This window comes from Pseudoalteromonas sp. Ld19 (genome assembly GCF_045064135.1).
GTDB classification, from domain to species: domain Bacteria; phylum Pseudomonadota; class Gammaproteobacteria; order Enterobacterales; family Alteromonadaceae; genus Pseudoalteromonas; species Pseudoalteromonas aliena.
In genome coordinates this window covers 330,565-344,225 of the sequence record NZ_JBISHA010000019.1, presented here as the reverse complement: position 1 = coordinate 344,225, position 13,661 = coordinate 330,565, and the positions used below count along the sequence as shown (strand labels likewise).

Sequence of the window (13,661 nt, the reverse complement as noted above, 5' to 3'; positions counted from 1 at the left end):
AAAACAAAAAGGCACGCTATATAAGCGTGCCTTTTTATTTTTAAAGCAACTAGTTAACCAGAAGCTCAGGTTAGCTATTAACGAACTTTAGCGTCTATCTCGACTAAATCTGTTAAATGGCATGTTTCACCACTGTGGGTTTTAATACCGTGTTCACCAAAGTAATCACGCTGGGCTTGTACTAAATGCCCATTACTTGGTGTTGTTAACGTTGCAAAGTAAGTTTGTGTTGAACTTAGCACTGGAAATGCTAAGCCTGACATAATTGCTTGACCGGTAATTTTACGAAGAGCAGCGGCTTCCTTATCTAAAGAATCGATAAATTCAACGCCCTGCGCCACACTATCTAAGTAGTCAGCACGAATAATACACCCTGCACGCCAAGTCTGTAATGTTTTAGATAAATCTACTTTCCATTGATGTGTACGCGACGTCCCTTTTATAAGTGCTAACCCTTGGCGATAAGCTAATAAACTTGCAAGCGTAAACGCATCTTTCAATTCGTCTAAATCAATATCAACTGTGTTGGTTGATTTAGCTGCGTAGGTCATCTCTTGAGCGGCCGTTGTATCACATGCATTGGTTAAATGACGAGCTTGAACAGCTGCAACTAAAGATGGTACTGCAATTCCCAACTCAAGTGCATTTTGTGCAGTCCAAAGGCCTGTACCTTTTGCGCCAACTTTGTTATCAATTAAATCAGCAAGCGGCATGTTTTTTTGGTTTTCAAGAGATAAGATATGGCTAGAAATGGAAAGTAAGTAACTATTTAGTTGACCTTTTGACCAGTCATCAAAAATGGCAGCCACTTCTTTAGGTGAACGATTAGTGCCTAGGCGAAGTAATTGATAGACCTCAGCAATTAATTGCATTAGTGCGTATTCAATACCGTTGTGCACCATTTTTACAAAATGACCACTCGCTGATTGACCAACACGTGCAAAACATGACTCGTCATTATAGCTTGCAGCCACTTTTTCAAACCAAGGTTCTATGCGTTCCCAACCACCTTCAGAGCCACTTGCCATCATTGCAGGGCCATGACGAGCGCCTTCGGCACCACCAGATATTCCCATTGTGGCAAATTCAAATTTGTTTTGGTATTTAAGCTTACGTGTAATGCCGTCTTTGTAGTTGCTATTACCACAATCGACTATCATATCGTTACAATCGACGCCCGCATCTACCAGTTCATTACAAACCGTATCAACTAACTCACCCGCTGGAACAAGTAATAAGATAGAGCGAGGTGCTTCTAAACGCTGAACCATGTCTCTTAAATCAGAAACAATGTGGAGCCTATCGGCCATCCCCTGAGATTTAGCACAACTTAATAACTCTTCACCCGCATTCGGATTTTTGTCATAAGCGACTAGCGTGATCCCTTTTTCAATCAAGTTTAAAGCAAGATTTTTTCCCATAACGCCTAACCCGACTAATGCAACTTGCATTTAGTGTCCTCCTCGGTAACAACTATTTGGTTAGTGGATGTAAATAATACCGTGTGATTTATAATGCTTAATCATAAAAGACTAATCTTAGTTATAATACACATGCTTTTTTATTATAGATAAACAAGCTCTGTAATTATATCAAACATCAGTCCTCTGAGGGTGACAAAAAGCGAAGCTATTTAAAATTTAAGAACATTGACGCATTCTGACACCGGTGTCATAATGATGACACATTAGTTTTGTATAAAATAGTGACAATAATACTAATATTGTCCAAAACTAAAAATATTTTTACCTTTTTGTGTTTATATTTTAAATAGAAAAACAACCGTTAACCCGCTTACATCTTAAGCACACAGGAGAATTTGATGCTTAGACGCACGAAAATAGTTGCTACCCTTGGGCCTGCTACCGATAGAGATAACAATTTAGAAAAAATTATTCGCGCTGGTGCCAACGTAGTACGATTAAACTTCTCACACGGTATTGCACAAGATCATAAAGACCGTGCACAAGCGGTTCGTGATATAGCTAAAAAATTAGGCAAGCATATTGCCATACTTGCTGATCTTCAAGGTCCTAAAATTCGCGTTTCTACTTTTAAAGAAGGTAAAGTAACACTTGCAGTAGGTGCTAAATTTACCCTTGATGCAAAAATGGAAAAGGGCGAAGGCGATGTTAATTCAGTTGGTATTGATTATAAAGAATTACCAAACGATGTAAGCCCTAACGATTTACTACTTTTAAACGATGGACTTATTCAGTTAAGCGTTGATGAGGTAGCGGGTCACTTAGTGCATTGTACCGTGACTGTTGGTGGTGTTTTATCTAACAATAAAGGCATTAACCGTTTAGGTGGTGGCTTAACAGCGCCTGCATTTACTGAAAAAGATAAAGAAGATTTAATAACAGCGGCTGAAATTGACGTCGATTACATTGCAGTATCATTTCCACGTAGTGGCGATGATATGCGCTACGTTCGCTCTCTAGCTGAAGCGGCTGGTTCAAAGGCACAATTACTTGCTAAAATTGAACGCGCAGAAGCAGTCGAAACACAAGACGCGGTTGATGACATTATTTTAGCATCTGATGCAGTAATGGTTGCACGTGGTGACTTAGGTGTTGAAATTGGCGATGCTGCCCTTATGGGTAAACAAAAACTAATTATTCGTCGCGCTCGCTCATTAAATCGTACTGTAATAACAGCAACGCAAATGATGGAATCGATGATCGATAACCCTATGCCTACACGTGCAGAAGTTATGGATGTTGCAAACGCCGTTCTTGACGGAACAGATGCTGTAATGCTTTCTGCTGAAACAGCGGCTGGTGATTACCCTGAAGAAACAGTTGCCACAATGGCACGTGTTTGTTTAGGTGCTGAATCTCAAAAAGAAACACACGTTTCTAAACATCGTTTAGATAGTCGTTTTTCTAGCAATGCAGAATCAATTGCCCTTTCTGCTATGTATGCTGCAAATCACTTAGATTCTGTTAAAGCAATTATTACACTGACTGAATCTGGTAGCACCGCTAAACTTATGTCGCGTATTAGCTCTGGTTTACCAATCTACTCGCTTTCACGTCATGCCAGTACTTTAGGCCAGACCGCACTTTATCGTGGTGTTTATCCAGTATTTTTTGATTCTACAAAAGCTGAAAAAGACGGCATGGTAAAAGCAGCACTTGATACTTTAGTTGCTCAAGGGTCTTTGCACTCTGGCGATACAGTAATTATTACTCACGGTGACTCAATGGAAACTGTGGGCGCAACGAACACAATGAAAATTGTAACTGTTGCATAGTTAATTACTAAATAGCTTGAGCTCTGGATAATAAATCTCTTAACCAGAGTTCAGTTTAAATATAAAAAATGCGAGCCTAGGGCGTGTAATAAACAACTTTTTATCAGTGTTATACCAATCTGCTTATATATGGGGTCTATTTAACGTTAAGAAAATTACGCTAGAACTAGGCAAAAGTTTTTGTATCTAGTGTTCTAAATAAAAAATTTTTAACGACGTTATAGTGCAATTTAATTCGTTAAATTGATCAAAGGTTTATGCAGGTTGGTATTAACTGGCTAGTGCCGCTTTTACCTTATCTCGGTAGCTACGGCTTACTTTAAGCTCTTGCCCGTTTTCAAGTACTAATAAATACTCGCCACTCACTTGTGTAACCAATTTACTAATTTGTTTTGTGTTAACAATCGCACTACGGTGAACGCGGACAAACAAATGAGGATCTAACTCTTGCTCTAGCTCTTTCATTGTTTTACGTAAAATATGCGTTTGTCCATCTTGGCAATGCAAGCACATATAATCCCCCGCAGCGTCAACCCATTGAATAGTCGCAACTGGGACGCGAACTATTTCGCCCTGCTCTTTTACGGCCAATGATTCTGGGTAGCGCCTGTCTGTTAATGTATCACCTGTCGCTAGTTTTTTTAGTATTTCTTCACAATTATTACCAGTAATACCGGCTACAAAACTCGCTAGTTTTTTCTTATGGGCGTTATCTTGCTGCGTTTTTAAGTAGGTATGCACTTTCTCTACCGCCTGTTTTAGTCTGTTGTCATCAACGGGTTTTAAAATATAATCTAAAGCATGAATTTCAAACGCTTTCACTGCAAATTGATCAAACGCAGTTACAAACACAATCGCAGGGAGTACTTTTGTGCTTTCGCTAAGTGCTCGTGCAACTTCAAACCCGTTCATACCTGGCATTTGAATGTCTAAAAATACCAAATCTATCTTTTCGCTTTTGCATGTTTCTATTGCGTCTGCACCCGAGCTACATAATTTTATCACTTCAATGTCAGCAAATTCTGCAAGCCTAACATCTAAACCTTTGCGTGCTAATGGTTCATCATCAACAATAAGTGTTTTTATTTTTATCATTTCTTCAAAGCCTTCTCAAACGGTACTCGCAGATTAACTTTTAATCCACTTGGCGTATTATGTGATAATACAAACGAATAGTTATTTTCGTAGAGCGTTTTTAATCTATCTTTAGTATTTGCAACACCTACACCTTGGGCATTAACTAACTGACCATTTTTTATTTCAGTGCCAGGCCCATTATCACCAACTTCTAGGAGCAATTCATTGGCAAATACTTGTGCTTTTATATCGATTACGCCGCCATGTGATAAATGAGCTATAGCGTATTTAATCGCATTTTCAATAATAGGTTGCAGTATTAAGCTAGGCACTAGCGCCTCTTTTGCTTGCTCGCTTACTTCTACGTTCACTTTTAATCGCTCGTCAAAGCGTACACGTTCTATTTCTAAGTACAACATCAAAGCATGCAACTCTTGCTCTAATGGCACTTTTTTTATTGGATCCGTATTTAAGGTATAACGTAAAAAATCACTTAATTTCGATACCATTAAATTAGCATCTTTATTTTCTTTAACCAAAATTAATGTTGAAATAGCATTAAGTGTATTAAATAAAAAGTGAGGGTTTAGCTGGTATCGCAACATTTTTAATTGTGCTTCGTGTGCCATCGTTGTTGCTTTAAGCGCTTTTTGACGTTCACCTTGCAACAATTGATAATACTTAACACCAAAATATAAGCCACTCCAGCACAGTATAATATAAACCGAGTCTAAGCCCTGTTGTAAATAATAAAACCACTCTTCGGGCCTATAACCATGGCGATAAATTTCCCACAGATTAAATTTTTGAACCACCGCCCATAAAGTGCCTGTTACGTAAGAAGCACCAAACACAACCACCATAAGCACCCAAGGTGAAGCATTCCATACCGTGCGATATATATAACGCAGTGGGACAGTCATCAAACAACCGGCGTAAGCATTGAGCAAAATCACAAACACGTAGATATCGCGCATTTCAAATACTTTAGAGCCGATGTAATTTACAAGCGCATAACCAATCCAGCCTGCGATTTGCAGGAGCCAAAAAAAGCGCTGTCGATTATCAACTAAAGATTGCCAGTTCACAATTTACGTTTACTCCATAGTGTTAAAATCTAATTCGACTTACACATTATATAGATTTATCAGAATGTTTAGCACTACCAACTGTCTTAGTTTTTAAGAGCCTTAACGCAAAGTTGTATAGCGCCGATAATAAAAAAGCGAAAGGGTGTGACCTTTCGCTTTTTTAATACTATTTATTAAATAGGTGACTATGCAAGCTTGTCTGAAGCAACCTTGTAAGTTGGATCTTCAATGACATTTACTTCTACTAAATCACGTGCTTTGTGTAGTAACTGAGTACAGTCTTTGCTTAAATGACGCAAATGAAGCTGCTTACCCGCTTTAGTGTATTTTTCAGCAAGTGCATCAATTGCTTCTATAGCACTGTGATCTGAAACACGGCTATGTTTAAATTCGACTATTACGTCTTTAGGATCATTTTTAACATCAAATAACTCAGAGAAATTTTTTACTGAACCAAAGAATAATGGACCGTGTAGTTCATATACTTTAGCACCTTCATTATCAATGTAGTTTGTTGTATATATATGCTTAGCATGCTGCCAAGCAAATACAAGTGCAGAGACTATAACACCTACGCACACGGCAATTGCTAAATCAGTAATAACGGTTACACCCGAAACCAGTACAATCACAAATGCATCAGATAATGGTACACGCTTCATCATTTTGAAGCTTGCCCATTCAAATGTACCAAGTACAACCATAAACATTACACCAACAAGTGCAGCTAATGGGATCATTTCAATTAGGCTTGATGCAAAAATAATAAAACCAAGTAACATAAGTGCAGCACTTATACCTGATAAACGAGAGCGGCCGCCTGAATTTATGTTGATCATAGATTGACCAATCATTGCACAGCCACCCATAGCACCAAACATACCACACGTAATATTTGCAGCACCTTGACCAATACATTCTTTGTTGCTGTGACCGCGTGTCTCTGTTATTTCATCAATTAAGCTAAGTGTTAATAGTGACTCAATTAAACCAATTGCCGCTAATATAAGCGCGTATGGGAAAATAATTTGTAATGTTTCTAAATTAAAAGGCACCATAGGAATATGAAACTCTGGCAGGCCGCCGGCAATTGTAGCGGCTTCATCACCTGTCATTCCTTTTAAGAAATCAAGTACAGTGTGTGCTTCTAAATCAAAACCAATAACTAAACCCGTTACCGTTACAATGGCCACTAAAGAGGAAGGCACTGCGGTGGTTAGCTTGGGTAAAAAATGAATGATTGCCATTGTTAATGCGACTAATCCAAACATTATAAACAGTGGGCTACCTGTCATCCACTGTTGTCCGCCCATACCGTCTGGTACTTTAAATTGCCCTAGCTGAGCTAAAAATATAACAATTGCCAAGCCATTCACAAAGCCCAACATAACTGGATGTGGCACCATTCGGATAAACTTTCCGAGCTTAAATATACCCGCAAGTATTTGCAGTATCCCCATCAATAATACAGTCGCAAATAGATATTCTACACCATGGTCGAGCACTAAACTCACCATTACTACAGCCAATGCGCCAGTAGCACCTGAAATCATACCAGGGCGACCGCCAAAGATAGCTGTGATTAAACCAACGATAAACGCGGCATATAGACCAACTAAAGGTTCTACATTTGCAACAAAGGCAAACGCAACAGCTTCTGGTACCAAGGCAAGCGCCACGGTTAATCCAGAGAGAATATCGTTTTTAGCAGAGCTTGGCGCCCTACTGAGTAAGTTAAACATTGAGTTCCTCAAATGGTGTAATGGGTATTAAAAAAGCGCCAAATTCTATCAAATTAGCGCCCAGTTAACAATTGTCATTGTATGGTTAGGCTAAACGGTGTTTAACCTAACAGAAATGTATTTTATAGAGGAAGGGCTGTGCTGCGTTTTACGCACGTCATTGTCACATTGGAATGTACTTCTTGTACGTATTCTAAGCTTAGTAGGTTATCACGAACAAAGTGCTCATAACCTTCAATACCTTGTGAGATAATGCGTAGCATAAAGTCCATTGTTCCTGCCATAGTGTAACACTCGGTTACTTGATCATAGCTCATGATAAGCTTTTCAAACTCGGCTAGATTCTTTTTCCCGTGATTAGATAAACGTACGTGAGCATAAACTAGCATATCAAAACCAAGTTTCTTTTCGTCTAAAAGAGCAACTTTGCTTTTTATATAACCATCTTGCTCAAGCTTCGCGATACGACGCCAACAAGGAGATTGTGATAAGCCAACTTTATCCGCTATTTCTGCAGTAGATAAACTAGCGTCTTGTTGTAAAAGTGCCAAAATTTGGCGATCTACGTGATTTAGAGACATTTTATTTCTTATTTATCAAATAAACTGGTTAAATTATACAGCTATTTTAAAAAACAGTCTGCTTATTTTTATCTTTTATACTTACATGTTATTTCAATCATCAAAGTAAAAAGTCAACCATACTAGCCGATTATAAATGAGCTAGTATTTTCATAACACATCTATTATGCCCTACAAGGGTTTGTGTATTGCACGCCCTAGTATACGCATATTATATTTCTTTATCTTTTTGATCAGGTATAACAACCTTTTCTTCGAACGACATAAGTATTGGGTATTTTAAATAGGCTTGATCATAGAAAGGGCTGTGCTCATACAGCCAATTTAAACGTGCATCAGGGTCTAGAGAAAATGCCTTGTCGTCATTAATTTTTTTATCAAACGCGAGTGCAAGCGTTGGGTTATCTTTTAGCATTTTACGAGCGTATGGAATTAACGCATAATTTTCCATGTATTCTGTTCGCTGAAAAATGGTGTTAAATTCACCCCACGCAAAAAATGAATCTGGTGCCTCCGGATGTAACAAATGCACCGCTAACTCACCTGCTTTTTGTTGCGTTGTTACTTGATACCAACCATCCAAATCGATATTGATGACAGGCAAATAATCAAAACTAGCCGACACTCTAAAGCGACCTTCAAAGGGCGCTTTATCAAACGAGTGCTCTGTTACCTTAGCCACTTTTAAAGGCTGTGTATTTGCCCCTTCTAGTTTATTAACAGAAACACCGTGTAACTTTAATTTCTCAATAATATCGCTGTACACTGGTGGAATAAAAAACGCCTTAGGTACTTCAACCGTATGCTCTACATCTTTTTGCCAATAAATAGGTAAGTCAATATATGTTTGTGCTTTACCTAAATACTTCACTTCATTTTGACCCGAGAGTACATTCATGCTTGATGAATATTCAATACCTTTAAACTGTGCAATAGTGTCAGCCTGCTTGGCATAGCCACGCTTTACTATTAACTGTTTAGGAACAAATTCTTGTTCTTTTTTTACTGCATTAGCTAACTCGTGACTATGCGTTGACAGCGCATTAATTACGCCATCTAAAAATACATACGTACCCAATACGCGCTGTTTATAAGGCTTTAATGAATGATTTTCTACTAAAATAGTAGGGAGAGACTTTAAATCACCCCAACCGTTAGAATAACGAGGTGTTGCCACCCATCCCGCGAGGCCTTTTTTAAAGTCACGCTTATCCATAACAAAAACAAGTGGTCCAGGTGTGTGTCCTTGCTCAGCTAGCATATTGTCAATCACCGGTTTAAAAAACTGATTTAACGTATCAGATACCGCTGGCGATTCGCTTGAAAAGACCGGATTGTAGCCATAAGTCACATCGTATTGGTAATCTGCGCCATCGGTTACATGTATATCAATGTATAAATTTGGGTTGTAGTTGTTAATAACCTTTAAAACACTTATAACTTCTGGAGTATCTAATTTAGTAAAATCGCGATTTAAATTAAGATTGTTCGCATTTGTTCTAAAGCCCATTTTAGCAGGGCCCCGCTGGTTGATCCGATTGAATACACTACTACGTTCATGCCCATCTACATTCAAAATAGGAATAAATAAGATATTTACCTTTTTTAGAATATCGCGGCGTTTGCCTGTCGCAATATCCCTAAGTAACATAAACATGGCATCTTTGCCGTCTATTTCTCCCGCATGGATCCCTGCTTGAATAAAAATAGTTGGCTTAGTGCTATTAGCCATTTTACCGGCTTCAAAAAAACCTTGTTCACTTGCAACTAGCATTTTAATTGCACGTTTACTATTGCTATAGCCTATTGTTTGCGATTTAAACTGGGTGGGGTTTGCAGCAACAAGCCTATCTACAAATGCCATAGTTCCTGCATAATCAGGTGAAATTTCACCGTCAGACAACTCAAAGTCAGTCGTCAATGGACCCTGTTTTTGTAAAAGCTCTACGCTTTGGCCTTGCCACTTTATGAGAGGAGGCAAATGTGCGTCATACGCCACACTTGCAGATAAAAATAATAAACTTGCAAACATAAAAATCTCTAACAAACGCGTTAATTATATAAATTATATCAAGTAATTTTTTTTTAATGAGGAAACTGCGGTGATTCAACAAAAAAATGCAGCCAATTACATATCACACGTTCAAGTCCGTAATTTAGTATTATTAGTGTCTTTTAATTCAATGTATTAATATGCAAAAGCCTAGCTTTACTAACTCTGTAATCACTTTAATAATACTAACAGCAATAAATTAGTGAGCAATTATAGCGATAATATGTAAATAACCTGAACTCTGGATAATAAATCTATCTCGAGCAGCTATTAACGCGTAAGTTCGCCTTGTTTTCACTGAAAATCTCTGGCTAGAGAAAAATAAATTTAAATATCATTATGATTCAATATATTAGTAAATATCTTAACCAGAGTTCAGGTTAAATAACCAGACGAAAATAACATAGGGCTGTCTCGGCAATTACTTCCTGCATCCTTACAGTCGATTACTAATACCAATCTGCTTATATATGGGGTCTATTTAACCTTAAGAAGATTACGCTAGAACGAGGCAAAATTTTTGTATCTAGTGTTCTAAATAAAAAATTTTTAAGGACGTTATGGTGATATCAAGTGGTCAGTGCAACATGGTTTTTAATCATATCATTAGGAGTTAAATAGTTTAATATTCTTCTTGGTCGATTATTTAGTTTATTAGCGATTTTATCTAAATAACGTTGGTCAAAGCCAACACCAAGTCCTCTTTTTATATTTTTACGTGAAAGTCAGTTGACGATTGAATCAAAATAGGAACTCGGCTATGGTTAATGCATCAATAAAAATAAATTTAAAACGAGTTAATCTACAGGCTCGTTAGTAGCCCTAAGAGTAGATTTCGAGTTTGGTTGGGAAATATCTACCATTAGTACCACTCAATTGCATCTAGCCTAACCTTCCAATTGCATTTTGATTTACCACTTTAAAAATTTACTTGTTGGCAATAGAAAATCGGATAATTCATTAATTTTAAGGCCAGTGTGCGACTAAAGAAGCTGTAATCAGAATTTAGAAAAATGTCATTCAGTTCCAATAACAATAATTGTTAGCATACTGTTTTGCTTATATTTATCACTTTGTTGACTTTTTCAACAAAAAAAGCAAACCTACGAGGTGTTACGTAGTTTATTTATCTGCTTGATGTAAAGGAAAGTGATGAAACTACACAACTCTCAGAATAGTTAATAATAAAAAAAGGGAAAATTAATGTATAAAAGTATTCAAGGAATCGCTGGGGTTATTTTGTTACTTTCATTTAGCGTTATGGGAAACGAAACCCAACTAACGCTGCTGGAAAAGGAAATTGATAGAATTGCAGAAGAGTCTATTCCAACTAATGGACCGGGGTGCTCTGTAGGTATTATTAAGAATCAACAATTTTTATTCAAGAAAAGCTACGGTTTGGCAAACATCGAACACCAGGTTCCGCTCAGTTCAATATCAGTATTTCGTATGGCATCTGTATCCAAACAATTCACCGGGTTTGCGGTATTGTTATTAGCAGAAAAAGGGGAAATTAACCTTGATGATGATATACGGAAACATCTTACTGAATTGAAAGACTATGGTGTAAAAGTAACTATTAACTCAATGTTAGGTCACGTTTCAGGAATGGCAGATTACGATACCCTCAAATCGCTATTACCCAAACCACTACTGTCCACCGCTGGTGGTCCGTTCAGGTTTGGTGATGAGGATTACCTGACCAAAGAAGAATACTACGATGTCATAAAATCGCTTCCTTTAGAGCATCAACCTGATACTCAACAAGCCTATAGTAACTTCGCTTACTTTTTATTGTCGGAGTTAGTAGCTAACGTCAGTGGTATGTCCATGCGGGAGTACACTACAAAATACATCTTTGAACCGCTTGGTATGCACAGCACTTTTTTCGCTGATGATATGCGAGAGATAGTACCTAACCGTGCCGAAGGATATAGAACATTTAAAGATAATGGATTAAAGCGTTATGAAACAAATATTTTTGTTGTGGGTGACGGTGGTCTATACACTACACTCGAAGATATGTTGATTTGGGATAATCACTTTTATACCCCGAAATTAGGTGATGCCCCTAATAAAATAATGACTCAATTTAATACACCAAATAGCCAACACTCCTACGAAAGCAACGGAATAACTTTTTATGCTAACGGGCAATATATCGAGCCAAATTATACGCTGCACAATGGCGGATGGATGGGCACAAGTACTAGTTATATTCGTAGACCCAAGGAGCAAGTAGCCTTTGTTGGTATGTGTAATAGCTCCTCACTCGATGCAAATGTTTTTACTTACGAAATACCGAAAATCCTAACTAAGCTGAAAATATGGGATGTTACTGACCCTGCAATTTTTTAGTCTCATTTTAGTTTTCAAAAAATAAAGGTTCATAGTAGCGGGCAACTAACAACACGCCCTGAGGTGGACAGCAAGCGCTAAAGCTCACTTTCCACCGCAAATTTTAACAGCGGTGATCCCTTACTTTTCAATGCAGTTAAGTAAGTTGATTCATCGTAGGGCGTATGTGTTTTCCAGCACCTAAATAGGATTCGTATCCACTTAAATGCCAATGATCTGATGATGGTATTATGGGGTTTTCCTTTGCCTTCTTGCTGCCAACTATCGTGGCCAAGTAACGATGCTTTAGCCCAAAATGAATAACGTACAGATAATCCTGCCCATTCCACAAATGTTTGCCTTAAAAATTTAGTGCATGAGTACCGCCAGTGTATCCATTCCTTTTTGCCACTGCGTTCGGTAACAGGGGCAATGCCTGCGTATTTTTGTATGTCAGCGGCGCACTTATAGCGGTCACGATTTGACCCCATAGCGGCTAATAGTCGAGGTGCTAATTGTGGGCCTGCACCTGGTAAACTATCAAAAATAGCGCGATCTGCATGCTGCTTATAAAGTGTTTTAATTTCGTCATCAAATCGTGTTATTACCAACATCAGCTGTTTAAGTTGCGGAACGAGGCATTCAATAAGCAATAAGTTTGGCGTGATCACCGCCATATCATCGGTGAGTATTTCTGCATCCTTTATTTCTTTTATCCGCTTTTCATTAACGAGTGAATAGCGGAAATTATGTTGATTAAAGAAGTCGAGTAGTGTTTGTTTTCTCGCTTTTTTAGCGTGAGCAAGAGAGGGCCAACGCAGTAAGAAGTCACAGAGTATTTGAGTGTCTTTTTCTTTAAACCAATCAATCCGACTGTTTTGAGCCTGCTTTCCTTTAAATAAAAAGCGCAATATTACCGTCAACAAAGGGATGAATAAATTGACCTTACGGGGTCAAGCGAAAGTGAATGCCTTTAGCTTACGCTGCGCGGCAATTGTATTGCCTTGTTCATAATATAGAAAAGCTACAAAACACGATGCATTTCCAAAACGCAAATTAAAACAACATCAAACACTTCTTTATATGCTGCGTAAAAGTACAGTTATCGATTGAACCAAAATAGGAACTCAGCTATGGTTTGTTTATCAATAAAAACAAATGAAAAACGAGTTAATCTACAGGCTCGTTATACGTTTTTCAATTATGGAGTATGAAATGAGAAAAGAATTCGAATTCTCAGTTAAAGGTAATAAAGTAAAAGTCGTAAACACGTGGTCAGGTGGGATTAAACTTTATATTAACGGCGACAATAGAGATCATGACACTGGCAGATATGCTAGCGGTAAAAATGCATTACTCTCGGCAAACCTTGGTGAATCAGGTATTCTAGAAATATTCCCTAAATCGGGCTTTTTCTCTGTTGAAATGGATGCATTTCTAGTTACAGAGAATGAAAAACAGCATATATATAGTTCCGATAAACGTTTAACTTTAAAAGAGCGAAGATTGGCAAAATAAACG

At 37.9% G+C, this 13,661-nt stretch carries 10 protein-coding genes; 3 read left to right on the top strand and 7 right to left on the bottom strand.

Annotation, left to right across the window (positions count from 1 at the left end; all coding sequences use genetic code 11):
- Positions 1-77: 77 nt before the first annotated feature.
- Positions 78-1,451 (bottom strand): NADP-dependent phosphogluconate dehydrogenase, encoded by a 1,374-nt coding sequence (gene gndA, locus ACJJVZ_RS11390; RefSeq protein WP_405600546.1) that lies wholly within the window; start codon positions 1,449-1,451, stop codon positions 78-80.
- A gap of 371 nt (positions 1,452-1,822) precedes the next feature.
- Here gndA and pyk point away from each other — a divergent pair, with 371 nt between their 5' ends.
- Positions 1,823-3,259 (top strand): pyruvate kinase, encoded by a 1,437-nt coding sequence (gene pyk / locus ACJJVZ_RS11385; protein WP_193155493.1) that lies wholly within the window; start codon positions 1,823-1,825, stop codon positions 3,257-3,259.
- A 270-nt stretch (positions 3,260-3,529) separates the two neighbouring features.
- On the opposite strand, the gene ACJJVZ_RS11380 is transcribed toward pyk, so the two are convergent.
- From ACJJVZ_RS11380 to ACJJVZ_RS11360, 5 genes are all read right to left on the bottom strand, one after another.
- Positions 3,530-4,354 (bottom strand): LytR/AlgR family response regulator transcription factor, encoded by an 825-nt coding sequence (locus tag ACJJVZ_RS11380; RefSeq protein ID WP_405600543.1) that lies wholly within the window; start codon positions 4,352-4,354, stop codon positions 3,530-3,532.
- The gene (locus ACJJVZ_RS11375) at positions 4,351-5,424 is read right to left on the bottom strand and encodes a sensor histidine kinase (RefSeq protein WP_405600540.1); all 1,074 of its coding nucleotides are present in this window, start codon (positions 5,422-5,424) and stop codon (positions 4,351-4,353) included. Before ACJJVZ_RS11375 ends, ACJJVZ_RS11380 begins: the two co-directional genes overlap by 4 nt.
- A gap of 188 nt (positions 5,425-5,612) precedes the next feature.
- Positions 5,613-7,169 carry a SulP family inorganic anion transporter gene (locus tag ACJJVZ_RS11370; protein WP_193155494.1) on the bottom strand — a complete coding sequence of 519 codons (1,557 nt, stop codon included), beginning with the start codon at positions 7,167-7,169 and terminating at the stop codon, positions 5,613-5,615.
- 122 nt (positions 7,170-7,291) lie between these two features.
- Positions 7,292-7,750, bottom strand: coding sequence for an Lrp/AsnC family transcriptional regulator (locus tag ACJJVZ_RS11365; protein WP_077538068.1), 459 nt, complete (start codon positions 7,748-7,750; stop codon positions 7,292-7,294).
- 211 nt (positions 7,751-7,961) lie between these two features.
- Positions 7,962-9,782, bottom strand: coding sequence for a M14 family metallopeptidase (locus tag ACJJVZ_RS11360; protein WP_405600535.1), 1,821 nt, complete (start codon positions 9,780-9,782; stop codon positions 7,962-7,964).
- A 1,224-nt stretch (positions 9,783-11,006) separates the two neighbouring features.
- Here ACJJVZ_RS11360 and ACJJVZ_RS11355 point away from each other — a divergent pair.
- A complete protein-coding gene (locus tag ACJJVZ_RS11355) occupies positions 11,007-12,161 on the top strand; it encodes a serine hydrolase domain-containing protein (protein WP_405600533.1) in 1,155 nt (384 codons plus the stop codon).
- 77 nt (positions 12,162-12,238) lie between these two features.
- Here the strand turns inward: ACJJVZ_RS11355 and ACJJVZ_RS11350 are convergent, their stop codons facing one another.
- A complete protein-coding gene (locus ACJJVZ_RS11350; protein ID WP_405600530.1) occupies positions 12,239-13,051 on the bottom strand; it encodes a transposase in 813 nt (270 codons plus the stop codon).
- Between the two features lie 304 nt (positions 13,052-13,355).
- On the opposite strand from ACJJVZ_RS11350, the gene ACJJVZ_RS11345 reads away from it, so the two are divergent.
- Positions 13,356-13,658, top strand: a complete 303-nt coding sequence (locus ACJJVZ_RS11345) for a hypothetical protein (RefSeq protein ID WP_405600528.1) — start codon at positions 13,356-13,358, stop codon at positions 13,656-13,658.
- Positions 13,659-13,661 lie beyond the last annotated feature (3 nt).

Excerpts from the sequence above, each read along its gene's own strand:
- pyk (WP_193155493.1), top strand. The coding sequence starts at position 1,823 with ATGCTTAGACGCACGAAAATAGTTGCTACCCTTGGGCCTGCTACCGAT.
- ACJJVZ_RS11360 (WP_405600535.1), bottom strand. The coding sequence starts at position 9,782 with ATGTTTGCAAGTTTATTATTTTTATCTGCAAGTGTGGCGTATGACGCA.
- ACJJVZ_RS11370 (WP_193155494.1), bottom strand. The coding sequence starts at position 7,169 with ATGTTTAACTTACTCAGTAGGGCGCCAAGCTCTGCTAAAAACGATATT.
- ACJJVZ_RS11365 (WP_077538068.1), bottom strand. The coding sequence starts at position 7,750 with ATGTCTCTAAATCACGTAGATCGCCAAATTTTGGCACTTTTACAACAA.
- ACJJVZ_RS11355 (WP_405600533.1), top strand. The coding sequence starts at position 11,007 with ATGTATAAAAGTATTCAAGGAATCGCTGGGGTTATTTTGTTACTTTCA.
- gndA (WP_405600546.1), bottom strand. The coding sequence starts at position 1,451 with ATGCAAGTTGCATTAGTCGGGTTAGGCGTTATGGGAAAAAATCTTGCT.
- ACJJVZ_RS11345 (WP_405600528.1), top strand. The coding sequence starts at position 13,356 with ATGAGAAAAGAATTCGAATTCTCAGTTAAAGGTAATAAAGTAAAAGTC.
- ACJJVZ_RS11380 (WP_405600543.1), bottom strand. The coding sequence starts at position 4,354 with ATGATAAAAATAAAAACACTTATTGTTGATGATGAACCATTAGCACGC.